Here is a 22,644-nt window from a genome sequence, read left to right on the forward strand (position 1 = left end):
TTCTCTTGGGTATTTAATTGCCTAAGCGAGTTCTTAAAGAGTAAACGGAATAAATACTGATGGGTAAGACAAACAAAACCAATAATGTACCAAAAGTTAATCCGCCAACAATAACGATTCCGATAGCTCTTCGTGCTTCGCTGCCTGCACCTGATGAGATAATCAGAGGAAGTGCTCCTAATACCATTGCTGCCGTTGTCATGATAATGGGACGAAAACGTAAACGCGCGGCTTCAAAAACTGCAGATTTTAGATCAACACCTATTTTTCGTTTGCTGCTTACAAATTCTGTCAAAAGAATTCCGTGCTTGGTGATCAGACCAATCAGTGTAAGCATTCCTAGTTGGGTATAAAGGTTGGTTCCTTCGCCCATAACCCAAAGCAAAAAAGCTCCTCCAATGCAAGCAAAAGGAACGGTTAAAAGAATTATGAGAGGATCGATAATATCTTCGAATTGAATGGCCATAATGGCAAAAATAAATATAAGTCCGGCTAAAAAAAGCAATGCAAAAGTTTTTGAGCTTCTCTCTTGCATGCCTAAAGCTCCCTCATAGCTCACACTCATATCGGCAGGAACAATATCAGGAATGGTTTTATCTAGGTAATTTCTTGCATCGCTCAGGCTGGTGCTGTCACTTAAATTGGCAAGAACTTGGGCAGTCCTCATTTGATTAAGATGCCTCAGGGTAGGAGCCTGAACTCGATAGTCGATGTTTGCAACAGTAGATAAGGGAACTTGGGTACCATTTTTGGTTGATAGATAAACGAGCTCAAGATCTTTTACCTGCGATGAAGAACTGAGATAGACGGAATAACTTTGGCCTTCCAGGTTAAAGCTCGAAGCTCTCATGCGATCACTCATAGTTTGAAGTGCCATTGAAATATTTTTTTCTGAGATATTTAATTGAGTAAGAGCTTCGCGTTTTAGAACTACCGCTATAGATAATTGATTCATATTTAAATCGGAGTGGGCATCTTTTAAGATGCCATCGTTTCCAAAACGTTCGCTCAAAGCAGATGCGATCCTTTCAATTTCAACGTAGCTTTTAGGGGATTTTATGGCGACAACAATAGATGAATCGGAGTTGCTATCGTCTTGTAGTGCATCAAGTCCTATATTATCACTCCAAGGATAGACTGCCAGTGGCAGTTGTTTCACTTCATCTCTAATCTCTTCAACAATGGTTTCGGCATGTTTTTTTCTTTCTTTCCATGGTTTCAAGATAGCGATTACGTGGCTGTATCCTTCGTTTATCGATGTTAGAGTTTTTAATACTTCTGACCGAGAGAGAAAAAGTTGCTCAACCTGATCAACATATGTGTCCATGTCATCGGAGTCAAAGCCAGGAATATCGGGAATTGATGCTCCAATAATGCCTCGGTCTTCTTTAGGAATAAGGTTGGAGTCAAGTTTTTGATAGACAAAAGCCCCGCACACAATAACAACCGCCAAGCATGCGTAAACAATTTTTTGGTGATTAAAAAAGCGATGAAGCAAAAGAGCGTACGTTTTTTCAAGCCATATGATACCTGCAAGAATTGTACGGCCAATGGAATTTTCATGCGCAGGTTTTTGCAATAGTTTAGCACACATGAGAGGCGATAAACTCAATGCCACAATACCTGAGAAAAATACCGCTGCAGCTAAAGTAATAGCAAATTCTCTCAGCAGTGCACCTGTTATATCCGACACAAAAATTAATGGTAAAAAAACGCTCATCAAGGTTAAGGTCATAGCAATGATAGCAAAACCAATTTCTTGAGTACCTTTTTTAGCTGCTTCCAGTGCACTTAAGCCTTGTTCTCGGTAACGAAAAATATTTTCCAAAACAACAATTGCGTCATCAACCACTAAGCCAACTGCCAGGACCATTGCTAAGAGGGAAATAATATTGATAGAGAGCCCAAAAATTTTCAGAGCTAAAAAGGTGGCACAAAGTGATATTGGAATGGTAACCAAGGGAATCAGTGTTGCACGAACATGCCTGAGAAATAAAAATATAATTAATAAAACTAAAATACATGCCTCAATAATGGTTTTATAAATAGTTTTTAATGATTCGCTAACAAATATTGATTTGTCACTTTCGATATAAACATGAGCCTTGCCGCGCAGGTCACGATTGACTTTAGGAATTATTTTTTTTACGGCCTTGGTAACTTCGAGCACATTGGCATCGCTTGCTTTAACCAGTGCGATCAGTATTGCACGTTGGCCATCAACCCGAAAGATACCTTCTTGATCATCATCCATAAGCCTTATTTGGGCGATATCACCCAAATATACAGGAGCTCCTGAGTTGTTGCCGATGATCATTTGTTCATAATCGCTTGGATTTCTAGCGACGACATCTAAATCAATGGGTTGGCCACTTTTCGTTTGTCCTGCTTGCAAAAGTAATTCATTTTTTTTGAGCACTTCAACAATTTGCGCAGGTTCAATATTTTGGTTGTGCATGGCAAGAGGATCGAGCACAACACTCATGATATAGGGAGGCCCCCATACTTTTACTTCGGCAAGCCCATCAATACCTTGAAAGCTATTTTTGATGTGAGTGGAGGTAAAGTGAGTAAGCTCGGCTCCCATCAAGGCGGAGCTTTTTACCGTAAGATAGAGGAAAGGCTCCCCCCCGCCACTGCGATTTATTCGAGGAGGATCAGCTTCTTTGGGCAGCTTCCCGGATATTCTGCTGACTTGCTCATTAACTTGAATGAAGGCCCGATCCATAGAGATTTTTGGTGAAAACCAAAGATGAATTTTGCTGTGTCCTGCTCTTGATTCTGAACTTATTTTTTCAAGCCCTTCCACAAGTGAAAGTTTTTCTTCAATGGGTGTGGTGATTTCTTTTTCAATAGTTTCGGTTGATGCATTGCTATAACTTGTTTCAACGCTCAGCTTAGGAACAATAATCCGAGGATATTCATCGATCAGTAAGCCTTTAAAGGCCAAAAGGCCCGAGATTACCAACATTATGTTTACGACAACCGCAGTGACTGGGCGTTCGATAAAAAAATTTGTCCACTTCATTTTGTTTCCTTAAGCAGCGCGTTGGCAGTTATGCGTTTGGGATCCATAGCTACAATACGATCACCTAAGGAAAGTCCAGATTTTATCTCAACCAATCCTTCTGACTCATTGCCTAGGACTACTTCAGTAATTTGGGCCCTGCTCTCATTATTTTTTCCACTCACAGCTTTGACTACAAAAGCTTTGCCTTTATCGTAATAAATGGCATTGCGGCTCAGTACGATTGCCTGAGGATTTTGAGCTACAACAACTTGGGCGAGTAAACTTTCACCAATAATGCAGCCTTCACAGTTTTGGATCTTCGCTCTAGCAAAACCCGTCAACGTTTTTGGATCCACCGTATGTTCTATCGCTGTAATAGAACCGTTCTTATCATCGACATTAAGAGCTTGCCCAATCTTTAGTTCCTTGATTCTTTTTGGAGGAACTAAAAAGCTAATGGAGTAATTTCCATTTCTCAGAGAAATTATAGCTGTGTCAGGCTTAACTGATTGCCCAACAACTACTCGGGGAACTCCAACAGTACCGTCAAATGGTGCCCGAATTTCAGTGTCTTCTAGAGATTTTCTTGCTTTTTCAAGCTGCATTTGAGCATTGAGCAGTTCGCGTTGTGCCTCATCTACTTCATTTTTAGTTATGTCGTTTGTTGCTTTAAGCGCTTCAAGGCGTGCAACTTTGTTTTTGAGTGAATTGTGAGTTTTAATGGCAATTTCTAATGCAGCTTTTTGCGAGCGGTTGTTGATCGAAACAAGAAGCTGGCCACTTTTTACTTTTTGCTCGGCTTGGATATCGATCGAGGCGATTGTGCCTGTAACTTTTGAACGCAAAATGCTGAAATTATCTGTTGTAATGCTGCCAATGTAACGGCGTTTTAATTCAAATTTTTGCGGCTGTAATTGTAAAATATCAACGATAAAGGTTCGTTCACTAACCTTGGCAAAAAGCGAGCAGGAAAGAAAAAGTGAAATTATAAAGTTAAAAAGAAAGAACATAATTTCCACCTGTGAAGGATATGCCTTGTAATAGTAACCCCGGTAGTGCCATGTGAGTCATTATTATTTGTAAGAGCGGTGATAAAGCTGCCAAAAGCAAATTGATAACCTTGGAAGCTATAGGACAAATTTTATGAGCCGTAAAGGCTTTTAGAAGGGATATTATGCAGTATGTTTAAGCCTAACAAAATAAAAGGAGAATTTATGCTGAAAGTTGGTGAAGTAGCACCAGATTTTGTTTTGCCAGATCAAAATGGAGAAAGCCAAGTTTTTTATAAAATGAAGGGAAGTAAGGGTGCCGTTTTATTTTTTTATCCCAAAGATGGCACTCCAGGATGTACCGCACAGTCATGTTCATTTAGAGATAATTACCAAGAGCTTAAAAATCTTGGTGTTGAAATTATTGGCATAAGTGCAGACTCTCCTGATTCCCATAAACAATTTGCCACCCAACATAGTTTACCTTTTGCACTGCTCAGTGATGAAAGTGGAGAGGTGAGAAAAAAATATGGAGTAAAAAAAACATTGGGTATTCTTCCAGGGCGAGCGACTTTTGTTGTTGGTTTAGATGGAAAAATTATTTTTTCTTTTTCTTCGCAATTGGAAATACAAAAACATGTTGATGAAGCAGTCAAAGTTATTAAAGACTATGCGCAAAAATAAATTATATTTTTAAGATTAATACAAATAAAAACAAAATGCTTTGCTCGTATCTATAAGGTCAATAAATAAATTTAAAAAATTGATAATCGGGCAGAAAACAGAAGGGGGGATAGGTGAAATCAAATACTCTAAATAGTTCAGTTTTGAGAACATGGTTGAGTGATCTTTCTGCTGGTCTTGTAGTTTTTTTAGTAGCTTTGCCTTTGTGTTTAGGTATTGCTTTGGCATCCCAGGCTCCACTTATTTCTGGGCTATTGGCGGGAATTATTGGAGGAATTGTTGTAGGTGCGCTGAGCGGTTCTCATACCAGTGTCAGCGGTCCTGCAGCTGCCCTGACGGCTGTCATTGCCATTCAAATTAATAATTTTGGATCATTCCAAGCATTTCTGGCTGCCCTTATTATTTGTGGTATTGTGCAAATTATCATAGGTGCGTTGCGAGCAGGTTTTATCGCAGCTTTCTTCCCATCCAGCGTTATAAATGGTTTGTTGTCTGCTATAGGCCTAATTTTGGTGTTGAAACAGGTTCCTCACTTGGTGGGTTGGGATCAAGATTTTGAAGGGGAAATGTCTTTTATTCAGCCGGATCAGCAGACTACATTTTCGGAATTGCTCACATCATTTTTTAATTGGCATTCAGGTTCACTGCTGATTGGAATGGTGTGTCTTTTGTTTTTAATTTATTTCGACAGCAAAAAAAGAGCTCAATACTTAATAATTCCTTCCCAACTGATGACTGTTTTTGTTGGGTTGATTTTAAATTATTTGTTTTCTTATTTTGCACCGAATTTATTTGTTGAAAGTATGCACAGAGTAAATGTTCCGGTTATCACTGATATATCAAATGTATTTAATGTTCTTATTGCACCTGATTTTAACGCATTTAAAAACCCTCAAATTTATTTTGCGGGTTTATCCTTAGCTATCGTTGCCTCTTTAGCAACTCTATTGAATCTCGAAGCTGTTGATAAAATTGATCCTGCTCAGCGGGTTTCACCGCCTAATCGAGAACTATTTGCACAGGGAGTGGGTAATCTAATATTAGGATTTATTGGAGGGCTGCCTGTAACTTCGGTTATTGTAAGAGGTTCGGTAAACATTAATGCTCAAGCTTCATCAAAAAAATCAGCAATCTTTCATGGCATCTTTTTGTTGATTTCGGTTCTTGTTTTGCCCATGTGGCTTAATGCTATTCCTCTGTCATGTCTCGCAGCAATTTTGATAGTTACCGGAGCAAAACTAGTCAATATAAAAAATATGAAACGTATATGGGACAAAGGCATTGATCAATTTGTTCCTTTTTCTTTTACTGTGGTTGGTATTTTGTTTACAGATTTATTGGTTGGTATTGCTCTTGGGATGGGTGCAAGTATTTTTTTCATTCTGATCAGTCACTATAAGGGGCCGTTAAAAATAATATATGAAAAATATTTCAGCGGTGATGTTTTAAGAATAAATCTAGCGAACCAAGTAAGTTTTTTAAACCGAACCTCTGTGGAGCATATTTTAAAAAGTATCAAGGATCATAAAACCATAATCATAGATGCAAGCGGAGCTCAGTATATCGATGCTGATATTTTGCGTGTCATAGATAATTTTGTTGAAGAAAAATCGCACGATAAAAATACGAACATAAGTTTGGTTGGTTTTGAAAATAAATTTGGTATTAAAGATCAAGTTCGTTACCAAATCCATACGGATCAAGAGCTACAGCGTTCACTAACTTCAGAGCAAATTCTTCAAATGATGAAGGATGGCAATAAAAGATTTGTCAGTGGGCAAAGAATTCCCAGAGATTTTAATCGTCAACTTTTGGCAACAGCAAAAGGACAATATCCGCTTGCTGTAACCTTAAGCTGCATCGATTCTAGAACACCAGTCGAACTTATTTTTGATGTGGGTATAGGAGATATTTTTAGTATAAGGCTTGCTGGTAATGTGGTGAGCGAACGCGTGATGGGGAGTTTAGAATTTGCCTGCTCTATTGCCGGGGCTAAGCTTATCATGGTGATGGGGCATACAAAATGCGGTGCAGTTTCTGCGGCGATTTCTTTGCATAACCAAGGAAAATCTGCGAGAGAAGTCTATGGATGTGAGCATCTCGATCATCTGATGTCAGATATACAAAAAAGTATGAATTTCTCACGCTTTAAAAAAGAATTTACTGACTATGATAGCTACAAAGAAGAACTAGAAACAATGGCAGTCAAAGCAAATGTTCTGCAAAGTATGGATATTATCAGTCGTGAAAGTAAAATTATAAAGCAATTATTGGATGAGCAAAAAGTTGAATTAGTTGGCTGTGTTTTTGACATAACTTCTGGGAAGGTAGACTTTGTGTAGTACTAAATTCTAAGATTCCCAGAATATAGGACAGCGCGTATCAATACTATTTAGTTTTTACTGACCATAGCGTTGGGCAAGATCTTTTCTAATAGCCACGCTATAGTGAACTGGTGAGTAAATAGGAAAAATTGCCAAAAATTCACTTTGATATAAGTCTTTAAGGCTATGTATTTTATCTGTGTAAAAGTATTTTTTAAGAAGAGCAAATTCATTTTTAGTTTCTTCTAGGTAAGACCCGTCATTATTAAAATATAAAATACCAAAATCAGATCTTGATATAATTTCCAGTGACTCAGATGAGCTGGTTATTATATTAATATAGTTTTTTTGTGATGGAATAAATAGGTTTGCTAGTCTGAAAGGGTTACTCCATTTAGTGCTTTTTATGTAATTATTTGATGTTTCAGGGCTAAATCCTATGTTATTTAATTTGTTGAGGTAATTTTCTGCGTGAATTAAAGATCTTAAGGTGTAATTTAAAAAATCATCTACGTGAGATTTATTGAGAAGTTCTAATCTTTTCTTAGGTGATGATTTTTTTAAAACTTCTATAAGTTGTTTAAATTCTTGAGCAAAATATCTATGTGAAAATCCCGGTACTTCTTTAAATTTTTCGTAAAATTTATATAATTGATCAATAAATTCAAGATATTCTTGCTCTTTATCTAGCACCGGTAAAAGGAAACTAACCCAAGAAGCTCTCAGCCAGCAATTTCCATCGCCAAGAATATTTACGTGATAATAATTTTCAGGTGTGATGCCAGCTATTTTAAAATTTGGACTAATGTTTGCAGGGTTGTTGCTAAGACTAAGGTTATGCCTAGAATCCCCATAAGTTTCAGGCTTAGTCCAATCTACCTTAGCTAAGTTTTCATAATTAAAATTATCTCTGGAAAATTCTTCACTTATGCCATGCTGTCTTTGTTTATCATTCACCCGATTAAGCCGTGCAGGCTGTTTTTGGTCAGTTATATGCTCGTTTTTAAATTCACTTGACTCAGGATTGTTATGTGCCTTGGGTAATTTTTTTTCTTGTTCTGGCAGCACGCTTTTGGTTTTAGAGTTATTAGGCAAGTTTTCCCCACAACTACTTATGATTAATAAAGTAAAAAAAGTTGTAATTTTAATCAATTTAAAATACTCCTAATCGTTATTTTTATATATTGCTTGAATAATGTAAAGAGAGGTGTTTTAATGAATATTAAGTCGCTTATTTTGACTTTTATAGTTAAAATCAACATGGCGCATAAGCGATGGATCCATAGAATAAAGATGGCTTGGAGATTGTAAATAGTTGCAAGTGGTTTTTCTCTAAGAAATTTTCTTGTGATGAATGAGAAAATCCTAGGGCTATTTTTTTAAAATCGAAATTCAAGCCTAAGCCCCATAATTTGCTTATGGCTTCTTTTTTGGTCCACAGTTGTAAAAAGTGTTCCCTTTGTTGTGCTGGCAAAAAAACATCAAGCTCACGCAATTCTTGTTTTGTTAGCACCAATGACGCAATGTCGCTAAAAATTGATAAAGCTCGTTTCTCTTCGATGTCTATACCTACTTCGCGGCTTTTACTAAATGCAAAAGCGACAAAATTTTCGCTATGAGAAACGTTAAACTTAATTCCGATTTCGTTTTCGCTTTTCTTGATGAATGGTTTTCCAAATTGAGTGGTTTTGATTGTTATAGAAGCTGGGCATTGTCCTAATAGAAGTCCAAGCTGGAAACGTAATAATGCTCGATGGGTAATACATTTTTTTCTATATTGGCATAAATTTATTTTTTGAAATCTTTGGTATTCATTTTCGGGTAAAAATTTTTCAAGTAATTGTTGTTTAGAAAAAAAATCATTTGTAAAAAAAATATTTATTAAAATTTGTTCTGAATCAAAGAATAAATTTTGTTTTTCAAAAGAAAAATTTCTGTTTAAATTTACGATCAAATTATTTTTCATACCAAGATATAGTGGGAGATTTCATATCTTGGCTTGGTTATTTTTAGATATGATCTTAGATAATCGATTTTCCCAATGCACTTTGAATCAGATCAATGCAAAGATTTGCAGTTGTATTTTTTGTGTCAAATAGGGGATTGAGCTCGACAAACTCCATAGAAATAATTTTTTTACTTTGATAGGCGCATTCCAATATAAGGCGGGCCTCTCTGAAACTTAAACCGCCAGCTTCAGGAACAGAGACACCTGGAGCATAGAGTGGATCAAGTGCATCAAGGTCAAAAGAAAGATGAGTAGCATCTACTTTGTGACTGAGCTGATCTATAGCCTGATCAATCACATAAGCGATACCCTTTTCATCGATATCTTTCATGCTGAAATAATTGATACCAGAATTTTTAATAAAATCTCGTTCTTGTGGATCCAGATTGCGGATTCCAATAAGGCTGATGTTTTTTGGATCAATGGGTGAAGTATTATTATTGAATTGTATCAGCTCGTTATAGCCATGTCCCATGATTGCAGCCAGCGGCATTCCATGAATATTCTTTGTCAATGAGCTTTGAGGTGTGTTGCTATCACCATGAGCATCAATCCAAATAATACCCAATTTTTTATTATATTTACCAAGATGCGCATTGACTCCGTTGATACTTCCGATTGCCAAGGAATGATCTCCTCCAATAATCAAAGGAGTGTGCTCCATATCTAATGATTGCATAGTAAGAGTCATGAGTGAACTGCATATTTCTGAAATAGCGCTGAGTTTATCAGCTTGTTGTTCTAAATTTTTTTGTGAGTTGCTTGGGATATCTCCTCGATCGATTGTTTCATAGCCTAAAGTTTGAATTTTATTTTTGAGTCCTAAAGTACGCAAAGTAGCAGGGCCCATGGATGTCCCACTGGTAGCGCCACCGCCAATATCAAAAGGTACACCAAAAATATCGATCACTTTTTTTTGATAAAGCATAATCAATGCCTCTCATCTATAACCAAAGTTTCATTAGGAATTAATGGAGATGTATTGTTGCAAAGAGTAGTTTTGTAAGGTTGGCGTTCTTTTAAAATAAGGTGACTGGGAGCACATGCAGCAGGATCAATTGATGCTTTAAAAATTTTTTTATCATCTCGACAAATAAATTGCATAACGTGACGTCCAGCAGCAGCAGCGCGAATAAGCCCTCCAGTGGTAGCCCAAACACCGGAAAAATAAAAATTTTTAAGTTTAGGAAGTCCTGGTCCAATGCGTTTAATTTCTTCTTCGAGTGTTTCGCCACTTTCTACAAAAGGCTGCCATCCTAAAACCGATCCATCGTAATTGGCGGTATATCGAACTTGTGTAAGAGGAGTGGTGATATCACGAAGAATAATTGAATTTTTAAGTCCGTGTATATGAGAGTTGAGAAAATTAATCAGAAGATCAGCGGTTTTTTGTTTAAGCTGGTGATAATTTTGTCCTCTTCGAACGGGGAGGGTATGAATTTCAATACCATTTTTTTTTCGGCTTAGTTGCTCATGAGAATTAATCTGCTGCCGCCACGGTGCGATATCACAAAAGTAACTTGCATAAATAATTGAGCTACCTTTAGGGCATAGTTCAGGATAAAGAGCACTGCGAAGTTGAACATTGATGCTTGGGTGTCTAATGCCGGGCAATTGGTGCGCTAAGTTTTTATCTAGCAGATAAGTCGTGCAATATTCCATATCTTCAAGCTCTTTATCTAGTGCTAAAAACAATGTGAAATAGCCAGGAAAAACCATCTGTGGTTTTTTTATAGTTTCCGAATAGAGCTTTTTATATGTTTCAGATAAATATTTTTCATCGAGCATTTTTTGGGTGACGGAGTGACCGTCGCATGCTGCTACAACAATGTCCGCATAAAATTTTTGTCCGTCGCTGAGCTGTACACCACAAGCACGATCGTTTTCTACGATTATTTTTTCAACTTTGCTATTGTATGAAATTTTTCCACCAAGTTTTTTAAAACGATGTTCAATAGAATGTGCAAGTCCCAAAGAGCCACCTTCGGGAACTCCGGCTGAATGGGTGGCGTGAGCAGCAAGCTGAAAATAAAAAGGCAAAACGGGAAAGTTAGGGTGCTTCTCGTAAAGAATAAAATTAAAAGCTTCGCGCAAAAGAGGGTCTTTAAAAGCTAAAGAATAATCAGTCATCTTAGTGCTGATGGTTTTTCGGATCAAATTAAAGTAAGGAATAAAAGATGCGAGCATGCGCCATCTTTCCCAAGTTTTCATCAGTCCGACTGGTCGTAAAAAAGGATAAACCTTAATGCACTTGATAAATTTTCTAAGCCCTTGGCAAAACTCTCTAATGATTTTTTCATCTATGGGAGCAAGCTCTAATAAATGAGCTTCAAGTCGATCAGGATCGGAATAAAATCGTACGCTGCGCCCGTCTTGCGCCCTTACAATATTAAAAATTTCAGGATGACGAATAACTTTGTTATCAAGTCCTCCTATCTCACGCCATATGTCATGCATTTCATTGCCGGGTCCACTACCTAAAAGCCAGCTTATGCACCAATCAAAGGTAAATTGTCCTCTCTCCCACGATGTGCAGCACCCACCAGGAAGCTCATGCATTTCTAAAATATGCGCCTCATAATCATTCATCTGTGCATAGCAACCTGTCGACAATCCTCCGAGGCCACCCCCGATTATGATCATGCTGTTTCGTGTTTTGTGCGCCTGTGACATAGGGCTTTCCTTGACAATTTATTTTTTAATCGAGTTTGGGGAGATAGCCTAAACTTTTTGGATTCCAATTCGAAGAATTTTTAATTTCGCTTACATTGAACGACAGTTTTAAGTCATTGCATAGAAATTGGGCCACATATCTTCCTGATAAAGCAGCTCGTGGGAGACCTCCACCTAATACCCATTGGCCAGTCATATAAAAATTTTTTAAGCCTGGAAGTTTCATATGCTGCTTATCTATCAAACGCTCAGCAATTTCTTCGGCTTCACTAAAAGCTTTGAAGCCAAATATACTGCCTCGAAAGTTTCCAGTGTAACGCTTAGTTGTGGCTGGTGTCGCTACCTCTACCACTTCTATGTTATCGATGATTTGTGGGTAACGTTGCTCTAAAAATCTAGTGAGAAATCTAACAACTTGCGATTTTTTTTCTCGATATAATTTTTTATCCTTGAGCCTTAAATCTTGCCAATAATCAAAGTCACTAAAATAAGTGCAGTGAATAATGGAATGCCCTTGTGGGGCAAAACCTTGAGCATATTGACTGCGGTGCTGAATAACGATGCAGTTTTGTTGACAGCCTGGAAGTGATTTGGCGTCTAAGTTATCCAAGAGATAGGTGGTACTATGGGCTTCGTTTTTTCCAATTTCTATTTTTATACCGAAAAAAACTGAAATAACGCTGGGAAATAAAATCCCCGGCTTTAGCATCACATTCTTGTAAAGTTTATCAATAGTTGGATTTATGTAGTGCCCATCTAAGTAATCATAGAGCACTGAAATAGCGTCTGCTGCACTGATGATGTAATCAGAAAATTGAGGAGGGCCTTTTTTAAACTTAATACCGATGGCCTTATTATCTTCTACCACAATTTTATTGACGCATGATCCATAGTGAATAGTACCACCTAATGAGAGATAACGTTGTTCTAGAGATCGCGAAAGCCCTAAAGAACCTCCTTCGGGAAATCCTGCATTTTGATTGTGAGCGCACGCCATATTGTAAAGGAAAGGAAGCATGGGAAAGGTCTGAGGATCTTGAAAGAAAATATAATTGAAAGCCGCTCTTAAAGTTTGGTCTTTAAATTTATTGCTAAAATTTTTCATTTGGGTAGCACCTGTTCGCCAAAAAAGTCGAAAGTGCGGAAGTATTTGCAATAATTCAGTTAAGCGCTCTTTAAGACTCATGAGACTCTTTGGCTTGAGCGGTGGGTAGATATTAAGTTTGATAAATTTTTGTAAATCTCCACAAAACGATTCAATAAGAACGCTGTCTTGAGGTGAAATGGATTTTAAATGCTGGCTTAATTGCTTGGGGTCATTATAAAAAATTACTTTTTTGTTGTTTTGGTCTATTACTTGGTTAAAAAGATTAAAGTTATTAATTTTTTTTCCATCTAGAGCACCGAGTTCTTGCCAAACACGGTTGGCACTATTTCCATGTCCGCTTCCTATCAACCAATCGATACAATAATCAAAAATATAGCCTTTGCGTGACCAAGCTGTGCAGCAACCTCCAGGCAACACATGTTTTTCGTAAATGCGAGTATTAAAGCCGTTCATTTGCAGATAAATACCAGCCGACATTCCAGCGATACCTGCTCCGATAATGATCACTGAAGGAGCATCTGATTTTTTTTTTATTTTAGGCTCCATGCAGCTAGGCCCTCTCGATTATTGTTCGTGTAAGTCGAGCATTTTTTTTCACAAACTTGTCATCCAACATATCTGCATGTGGGCCAAAGCCTTTATGAACGGTTGTTATAGAAGAGCTTGAATACCAGGAACCTTTTTGTGAAGGAGCGTACAAATTTAATTTATTTTCATCAGAAATAACATCGAGCTCACATTGAAGTTTTCCGATGTTGAGAGTTTGGCTGCAAAATTTTATGTAACTACGAGCTTGCTCTAAAGTTTCTTTTGCCACAATCTGAGAACCTGTATGTTTTAGTAAGTGAGATGAAAGTTCTTTTTCAAACTCGGCAAGGTGTTCATTGTTAAAATCAAATGTTTCTGAAATGCGATATGAATCCATCATGATAAGTTTGTTGATCCGATTTCCACGGCTCTCAAGCTCTCTTGCAACTAAGAAGGCTAGATTTCCTCCCAACGAGTAGCCAAATAAATTGTAAGGTCCTTTGGGATCGATTGATTCAATCAGATCGGCGTACATATCGATTTTATTAGTATCGGATAAATAGTTAAATGAGATAAAGTGGTAATCAAAAAGTTGCTCGGCAAGTCGTTGATAGACAAGTCCATGACCTCCCGCTGGAGGAAAACAAAAAAGTAATTTTTCTTGATCATCATTGAAAGCAACATAGGATTTTCCTCCTGCTTCTTTTCCGATGATAATATTTTCAAGTGTTTGTGCCATGCCATAGAGCGTAGATAATTTAAAAAGCTGGCTTACGGCTATAGTTATATTGAATTCGGATTGCAGGTTATAGACGAGTTCGATCAATTTGATTGAGCTTCCGCCAACTTCAAAGAAATCATCATTAAGCCCAATAACTTGAACATCGAGTAAGCGCTGCCAATGGTTGACCATCTTTGTTTCATAATAGTTTTGCGGAAGTTCTATAACTTTTGTTTGATTTGCTAATGTCACAGAGGGAAGAGCATTCATATCAATTTTTTGATTGGGCAAGAGAGGAATTTTTTCTATGACTTCTATCCATTGTGGCAGCATGTAAACTGGTAGTGTTTTACAAAGACGTGCTCTAATATTTTCCCTGTCAATCGATTGATTATTTTTGGGTGCTACGTAGGCACATAAGTGTGATTCACCATTGCTTGATTGATGGAGCGAAACTATTGCATCAGCGATTTCATTTTGTGCTTTAAGCGTATTTTCTATCTCGCCTATTTCTATGCGATAGCCTCTTACTTTAATTTGTTTGTCTAAGCGCCCAACCAGGTGCACGTTGCCAAAACTATCCCAGTAAGCAAGATCACCTGTTCGATAAAGTCTATGAACACAACCTTCTATGCTTATAGATTTAAAACGTTGTTCAGTCAGTTTTTGATTTTTAACATATCCGATGCTTAGGCCAAGTCCGCCGATCCACAACTCTCCGATAACCAAAATAGCTGTCGCTTGGAAATTTTTATCAAGGATGTAAAGCGAACTATTCTTGAATGCTTTGCCAATGGGTACCATGGCAGAATCATTCATGTGCTGGATATCACCTTCAAAGCAGCTGCTGTCAATTGTTGCTTCTGTGAGTCCATAGCTGTTGATAATACGGCAGTGAGGATGGCACAAAATTTTAAGTTGTTTCATTTCACCAATTGTCCAAGCATCAGAACCAACAATTAAAATTTTGATGAAATCAAGGTTTTTATTATAGGCAAAACAATATCGCATGAGACTGCGAACAATAGCGGGAACAAACTCAACACAGTCAACCTGTTTTTCCTTGAGAGTGCTATAGAGCAATGCTGTATTGAGCAAAATATTTTTTTCAACAAGAAGCAAGGTTTTTCCAGAGCATAAGGCACGTGTATAATCTCCGGCAAAAACATCAAAAGAAAAATTGGCAAGCTGGGCATGGCAGTAGGTTTCGTTTTCTAAGCGGTAATAATCTTTCCAACCATTATAAATGGCAGATAAATTTCTATGACTGATCGCTACAGCTTTGGGGCGCCCGGTCGAGCCAGAGGTGTAAATAATATAGGCAGTATCATCGAGCCTAATTGTAGATGGCATCAATGTTATATTCTTACATTCGCCCTGCCAATTTTGTGTGCGAATATCGATAATATTTTTGTTCCAATCATTGATGTTATCAAGAGCTTGATTATCAACAAGAGCCATGTGAGCGCCTACATCATTAAGCATGTAAGCTAGACGTTGTGAAGGGTATTGTGGATCCAGAGGGACATAAGCTGCACCTGTTTTAAGTACGCCTAAAATTATTGGAATTAAGTCCAAAGATTTATAGAGACATAGAGCTAGAACCGAGCCACATCCAACTCCCATTTCTTGTAATCGTGCAGCAATGAGGTTGGATTTTTCATAGAGCTCTTGATAATTCATGCTGAGCTCTTGCCCGTTTTCCTGCGGCATTATCAACGCCTGAGTGAAAGGAGAATTTTTTGCATGATAATCGATCATTTCAATGATCGATTGAGTGGGAGGAATTAGATTTTTTTCTCCGCTCCACTCTTCGAGCATGATGCGTTTTTCATTTTTATCGAGCAATTCTATCTGTGAGATGGATTGTTTGGGATCATTGAGCATGGAAGAGAGCAGGTTTACAAAATGTTTTGCCATGCGCTCAACGGTTGAGGCAAAAAATAAATCGCTGTTATATTTGAAAACACAATGGAAACGTCCTTCTGATTCGTCTTCGTACGCTGACATGGTTAAATCAAATTGCCCTTCTTCTTCTGGAAGTTCGATATAGCGCAATCGATAGCCATATTTTGTGGTAGCGACTCGGTGAACTAAAAGAATGAACATAGCTTGAAATACGCGCGATCGGCTTGGATCGTGTTTTAGTTCCAGCTTATCTACTAACTTTACGAAAGGATATTCTTGGTTATCTAGTCCATTTAAGACGGTATTTTGTACTTGTTGAATTAATTCAATTGTCGATGGATTGTTGGATAGATCAGCGTAAAGAGGGAGAGGGTTTACAAAATAGCCATAGACCGATGCGAATTCTTCTTCGGTTCTTCCAAGCACTGGGCTTCCAACGATAATCTGATCCTGACCGCTATAGCGATGCAAAAGAGTGTAGTAGGCACTCAGCAATACCATAAATATTGTTACACCTTGTTGTTGTGCAAACTTATGTATTTTTTGACTAAGCTCTTTATCAAGAACAAAAAAATGTGAAGAGCCATTGTGGCTAAGAACTATAGGTCGTAGTTTATCTGCCGGTAAATTTAAATTAGGAATTTCTTCAGGAAGATGCGATAGCCAATAATCAAGCATTTTTTTTGCTTGTGGACTGGCTAATAATTTGTTTTGCCAATTGAGAAAATCCAAATAGCTTGTTTTGAGTGGAGCTAGCTCAAGTTGCTGGCCTTTTTTCATTGTTTCATAGAGCTCGAGGAGTTCTTCAATGAAAGTAAAGGTGGAGATTGCATCGGAGATAATATGATGAACGGCTTTCATCATTACCCACCGATCTTCGCCAAGCTTAAATAATCTGAAACGCATCAAAGGATCGCATGCTAAATCGTAGGGTTTGCGATATTCAGCAATGATCATTTGATAAATTTCATTCCAAGAATAATTTTCTACGTTGATAAGCTTAATATCTTCTTTTATTTGATCAGATATGCACTGTACAGCACGCCCATTTTTTTGCACAAAATTAGCTCTGAGACTTGGATGTCTTTTTATTAATTTTCGAACAGCTTCAAACATTATCTCAGGTTTAAGTTGAGTTTTTATTTCAACTGCACCACCGATATTATAAGCAAAGCCATCTGGGTGTAGATGTTTGAGAAACCAAAGCGCTGTTTGATTGTGGGTGAGTGGGTATTCCTTGGTATCTGTGAAGACTTCGATAGCCTCCGTGGTCTGTAAAAATTGAGAGTTAAGCAGTTCTTCCATTTGTTGATAAAGCTCAAGGCATATTTCTTTTATGTTGGTAGAACTAAGAAGTTTTACTACAGGAGGAGCAACTTTAAGTTCTCGTTGTAATCGCGCTCTAAGTTCTATGGCAAGAAGAGAGTCAAGTCCGAGCTCATTTAGATTTTGCTCTACGTTAACTTGACTAACTTTTATACGAAGCACATTTGAGACGATATGAATGAAATAGTCTTGAAGTTCTTTTAAACGCTCTTTAGCTGATAAAGAGCTAAATCGATCAATAAAATTTTCCGATTCATCAGTATTTTGGTTTTTTTGTTCAGCAGCAATGTCTCCTATCAGACATGGAATTTGGGGATACCAGTTCAAAAATAACGGCCAATCTATAATTGTTGCTACACAAATTTGAGACTTGTCTTGAGATATAATTCTTTCTAAAACCTCCATTCCAGCTTCGGGAGATAGAGAGCTCATTCCTCGGCTATTCCGATAGTGATCGATAAGTCCCAATTCTTCTATCATTCCGACAGCCCAAGGTCCCCAATCGATCGATAAAGCAGGGAGTCCTATGCTTCTTCTATGATGAGCTAAGCAATCGAGAAAAGCATTGCCCGCTGCATAATTACTCTGTCCTGATGTTGTAAGAAGTGAGGCTATGGAAGCAAACAAAATGAAATGATCAATGGGCTCATCGATAAAAACCTTATGAAGGTTGGCTGAACCAAAAACTTTTACATCATATGCAGAATCGAAAATATCTTGGCTCATGTTTGATATGAGAGTGTCATTTACAACGCCCGCGAGATGAAAGATGCCTCGAATAGGAGGGAGAAAAAGTTTTTTATAATTTTCATGCCATTCTCTTAAAGATTTTTTATCTCTGACATCTACCGATGCATAGCTTATATGTGCTCCCAAGTTTTCTAACTCACGAATAAATTTAATGGACTCAAGCGCGCGTTTATCGGTGCAACATAACCAGTCTTTTCTTTTGGGAATTATGGAGCGATTCATGAGAATTAATCGTCGTGCACCGCGTTTTATTAAGGTGCGACATATAAGCTTTCCTAGGGCCCCAAAAGCACCTGTGATCAAATAACTTCCATCCGCTCTAAGGTTTAAAGGAAGCGGAGGAGTAAGGTGCTGAGCTTGCTCTAGGCGATTGACATAACGAACACCATTTCGGTAAGCAACTTCAGTTTCATCGAATGAGCTTGCCTCATTGATGATGAGTTTAGCGATGACTTCATGCTTGGTTTCGAGAGGATCGATATCAATAATTTTTCCTTTATGCTGAGACATCTCTTGCTGCCAAAGAACTCGGCATATTCCCCATAAAGATGCAGCAATAGGTTGAGGTTTATCTGGAGAAACAATTTTTTGTGTGGCTTTTGTTAGCACAATTAGTTGAGAGGGATTCTTATCTTTAAGAATTTCTTGGCAAAGACTTATCAACGGATAAGGAGCAAAATTTTGTTTTGAATTTAAATCATCTTGACGGCACGATGAAAATTCTGGTGCATCAAGCGGACATAGATAGATAAATTTTTTATTGGGAAAATTTGCGAGCAGTTTAAAAAAATTATTGAGGCTTTGCTGGCAATTAAAATTGATAGTTGCAGAATTGTTTTGCTGATTAAAACTAAATGTATCGGCTAAGGCGACGTTAAGGTAGTTTTTATTGCTATCTTTTAGGTGAGCGCACAAAGTTTTTGATAAAGAAGATGAGTCAGAAAAAATTATCCAGCTTGAATCATCATGATGTGTTGCTGATAGCTCAAGTGGGTTTTCAAGCCATTTAATCTCTGTGAGCCAATTATCTATGGTTGATATTTGAACTTTTGTCTGAACTTTATCGGTATTGGCTGCTTTGAATTCTTTTATTTGAGCTAATAGTTTTCCTTCTGTGTTAAAGATAGAAATATCACCGATAATTTCGTCGCTGTTTCTTGATGAAATAGTGGCATGAGCCCAAATAGAATCTTGGGTAATCTTTAAGGCATTTATTTCTTTTATAGTAAGAGGAAGCCTGATGCCTTCTTTTTGCTTTTTGGTAACACTCATCTCTGATGTAAGAAGAGTTTGGAAACATGCATCAAGCAAAGCTGGATGAAAGTGATAGTCTGTTGAATCATTTTTTAGATTAAAGTTTAGAGAAATTTTTGCTAATGATTCCTTATCTCCTACTACGACCTCTTCAATAAGAGCAAAGGAAGAGCCATAGTGATATCCCATATCAGCTAATTTTTTATAACACTGGTTTTTGTTAAATTGAGTAATGCATCTGTCAAAGATCGATTGAATGTCAACCTTATTTTGCCAAGAGTTTGGCTGATGCGATCGAATGCCACCACAGGCATGAATGATAGATTCTTTTTGGGTTGGCGTTAAACTTGATATGCTAAAACGTGCATTATCTTCGTTGAAAATAAATTGAATAGGTTTTACTTCCGATTCAGGAATAAACAAAGCTTTCTTAAATTCAATATCCGTGATGCTCGCATAATAGTGACCACTCATGGAATGCATAGCCTGAAATGCCATTTCAATATAAGCTGCAGCAGGAAAAACGATATTATTTTCAATTCGATGATCAGCTAAAAAAACTTGCTGTTCTATATCCAGTAAAAATTCCCAGCTAGGTTGACTGCTTTTAAGTCTGCGTCCTAGAAATGGATGATCAGTGTGACCTAGACGTATTTGAGCAACTTCTTGACTTTCATTCCAATAGCGATCTTTTTTCCATGGGTAGCAGGGAAGTCTGAGCGGCGTGTTCGGTGGAACGATGTTATCCCAGTTGATAGAAAAACCAAGATTGTGTAGTGCTGCAAGAGATCGTTTAAATCGAATTACTTCATCTTCTTTTTTTCGGCAGCTCGCCAGTATAGTGCAAGAAGCTTTGAGTTCTTTAAAACATTCTTCGATGGAATATCCCAAGACTGGGTGGGGTCCTATTTCAAGAAATAAATTAAATCCATCTTTAGCTAAATTTTCAATGGCTTTGCTAAAGCGTACCGGCTGGCGAACATTGTCCCACCAATAGTGAGCATTCAACTCGCTCCCCAAAGCTTTTCCTTCTCGACCACTCAGGTACAAAGGAGTCTGAGCTTTTTGGGCTTTGATATCAGCGAGGCTATGGAGTAAATCATCTTTGATTACATCCATTTTTGGACTGTGATAGGGAACTTTTACGTTTAAGAATTTAGCGAATATTTGCTCGAGCTGAAGTTGTTGAGCAATTTCAATTAGAGCTTCTTTTTCTCCTGAAAGAGTAATGCCCATGGGGCTATTGATAGCAGCGATAGAAACTTTTTCTTGATAAGGAGTTATGCGTGCTAAAGCATCTTCTTCACTTAGACTTACGGCCAGCATGACACCGGTATCTATTAATTTTTGTTGCAGGCGGCTGCGGTGAATAATAATTTTTACTGCATCTTCGAAGCTATAAACCCCAGCTTCATAGAAAGCAGCGGCCTCACCAGTACTGTGTCCAACGATTGCGTCTGGAGTGATGCCATGAGAGCGCCAAAGGGCGCAAAGGGCAACTTGCATGGCAAAATTTGCTGGCTGAGCAAGCCAGGTTTCAGACATATTTGATTTGTTTTCATCAGCATTTAGTTCCTCGATCAAAGACCAGTGAGCATGCTTTTTAATTTCCCTATCACAGCGTTCAATGACTTCTCGGTAAACAGGTTCATTATCAAAAAGATGCCGACCCATAGCCCACCACTGAGGACCCATACCGCTAAATACCCAGACTAATTTCCGAATGCTTTTGTCAATTCTATTGTGCTCAACGATATTTCCGTGAGCTTCACCATCGAGATAAGCATTGAATAAGGAAAGTAAATCGTCTTTGGAGCTAAACACGAACGAAAGATTGCGATCGAGAGATTGGCGATGTCGAGCCAAACTATTAATCATCGAATCGATCGGAGGATCCTCGTTTAAAAGATAATCTCTCATTTCTAGAAGCATATTTTTGAAATATGAATTATCTTTTGCTGTCATTGGAAATATTTTGGCGGAAGAGAACACTGGTTTTTTTTCAGAAATTATTTCAGGAGCTTCTTCCAGCAATACGTGTGCATTGGTTCCGCCAAAACCAAAAGAATTGACTCCAGCTCGCATAGGACCACCAGTTGATGGCCAGGGTGTAGGTTTTGTTGGAATAGAGAATGGTTGTGCAGAAAGATTGATAGCTTCATTGGGATTTTTAAGATTGATATGTGGAGGAATAATTTTATGCTTCATGCTCAGCACGGTTTTGATTAGTCCTGCTACCCCTGCAGCCGCTTCTGTATGCCCGATATTGGTTTTGACTGAGCCAATAAAACATTTTGAATTTTCTTTTCGACCTTCCATGAGAACTTGTCCCAATGCTTGTGCTTCAAGTGGGTCTCCAACTGGAGTAGATGTTCCATGTGCTTCCACATAGTGTAAATCTCCAGGCATGATTCCTGCTTCTTGGCAGACATGTCTTATTAACTCTGTTTGAGAGTCCGGGTTTGGTACAGTTATTCCGTTAGTACGTCCGTCTTGATTGACTCCTGAGCCAATGATAACTCCGTGAATTAAATTTTTATCTTTGATTGCATCAGAGAGTTTTTTTAGTACAACAATTCCCACACCTTCTGCTCTGACATAGCCGTTAGCTTCGGAATCAAAAGTACATGATTTTCCTTCAGGAGATAAAAAACCTCCTTTTGATTCAGCAACGGTATACTGCGGGGTCATATGAAGGAGAACTCCGCCAGCAAGGGCAAGTTTACTTTCTCCTCTTTGAAGACTCTGACAAGCAAGATGGATACTCACCAATGAAGAACTGCAGGCTGTATCGACAGACATGCTTGGGCCTTTGAAATCAAAACAGTAGGAAATTCTGTTTGACAATAAGGTCATCATAGTTCCGGTGGCGGTATGAGCTGCAATACTATTGAAGCTTAAATCGGAAAATTGAACTATTTTGTAGTCGAGGGTGAAACCTCCGATAAACACACCCACTTTTTCGCCAGCCAATTCAAATGGCTTTTGCCCACCATCCTCTAAGGCTTCCCAGGCAACCTCTAATAATTTTCGTTGCTGAGGATCCATATTTTCTGCTTCTCTTGGGCCTATACCAAAAAAAGTAGGATCAAATTGGTCAAATCCATCGATATATCCGCCGCGTCCTCCCGTAAGACGTCCGATTTTTCCTTTATCTTTACTGAAGTGATAAGAAGCGTTGTAACGATCAGAAGGAGTAGGAGTAATACAATCTTTGGCCGAAATAAGATTTTGCCAAAATTTATTATAGTCGTTGGCGTTGCCCGGAAATCGGCAACCCATTCCGATAATTGCAATTTTTTCTCGATTTAAGTTGTTGTGATTTTTAGTCATTATTATTCCCAGCATCTTATTTGATGGT

The 22,644-nt window shown here is 38.0% G+C and carries 10 protein-coding genes; 2 read left to right on the forward strand and 8 right to left on the reverse strand.

The window, feature by feature from the left end; genetic code table 11:
* Positions 1–13: 13 nt before the first annotated feature.
* Complete coding sequence (locus tag H6731_07750; protein USN50156.1) at positions 14–3,028, reverse strand: efflux RND transporter permease subunit; 3,015 nt, start codon at positions 3,026–3,028, stop codon at positions 14–16.
* Positions 3,025–4,020: an efflux RND transporter periplasmic adaptor subunit gene (locus tag H6731_07755; GenBank protein USN50157.1), complete on the reverse strand. Its 996-nt coding sequence runs from the start codon at positions 4,018–4,020 to the stop codon at positions 3,025–3,027. The genes H6731_07750 and H6731_07755 overlap by 4 nt, the downstream gene beginning before the upstream one ends.
* Positions 4,021–4,224: 204 nt before the next feature.
* Here H6731_07755 and H6731_07760 point away from each other — a divergent pair, with 204 nt between their 5' ends.
* A complete protein-coding gene (locus H6731_07760) occupies positions 4,225–4,683 on the forward strand; it encodes a peroxiredoxin (GenBank protein USN50158.1) in 459 nt (152 codons plus the stop codon).
* A gap of 143 nt (positions 4,684–4,826) precedes the next feature.
* Positions 4,827–7,025, forward strand: coding sequence for a bifunctional SulP family inorganic anion transporter/carbonic anhydrase (locus H6731_07765; protein USN51962.1), 2,199 nt, complete (start codon positions 4,827–4,829; stop codon positions 7,023–7,025).
* A 57-nt stretch (positions 7,026–7,082) separates the two neighbouring features.
* Here H6731_07765 and H6731_07770 read toward each other — a convergent pair whose 3' ends face one another.
* From H6731_07770 to H6731_07795, 6 genes are all read right to left on the reverse strand, one after another.
* Positions 7,083–8,159, reverse strand: a complete 1,077-nt coding sequence (locus H6731_07770) for a hypothetical protein (GenBank protein USN50159.1) — start codon at positions 8,157–8,159, stop codon at positions 7,083–7,085.
* A 103-nt stretch (positions 8,160–8,262) separates the two neighbouring features.
* On the reverse strand, positions 8,263–8,973 hold the full coding sequence (locus tag H6731_07775; protein ID USN50160.1) for a 4'-phosphopantetheinyl transferase superfamily protein: 711 nt from the start codon (positions 8,971–8,973) through the stop codon (positions 8,263–8,265).
* 55 nt (positions 8,974–9,028) lie between these two features.
* A complete protein-coding gene (gene rocF, locus H6731_07780; GenBank protein USN50161.1) occupies positions 9,029–9,943 on the reverse strand; it encodes an arginase in 915 nt (304 codons plus the stop codon).
* 2 nt (positions 9,944–9,945) lie between these two features.
* Positions 9,946–11,688 carry an NAD(P)/FAD-dependent oxidoreductase gene (locus H6731_07785; protein ID USN50162.1) on the reverse strand — a complete coding sequence of 581 codons (1,743 nt, stop codon included), beginning with the start codon at positions 11,686–11,688 and terminating at the stop codon, positions 9,946–9,948.
* A 25-nt stretch (positions 11,689–11,713) separates the two neighbouring features.
* Positions 11,714–13,342 (reverse strand): NAD(P)/FAD-dependent oxidoreductase, encoded by a 1,629-nt coding sequence (locus tag H6731_07790; protein USN50163.1) that lies wholly within the window; start codon positions 13,340–13,342, stop codon positions 11,714–11,716.
* A 4-nt stretch (positions 13,343–13,346) separates the two neighbouring features.
* Complete coding sequence (locus tag H6731_07795) at positions 13,347–22,616, reverse strand: amino acid adenylation domain-containing protein (GenBank protein ID USN50164.1); 9,270 nt, start codon at positions 22,614–22,616, stop codon at positions 13,347–13,349.
* Positions 22,617–22,644: the final 28 nt, after the last annotated feature.

The sequence above is a fragment of the Myxococcales bacterium genome, assembly GCA_023898405.1.
GTDB lineage: Bacteria > Myxococcota > UBA727 > UBA727 > JABDBI01.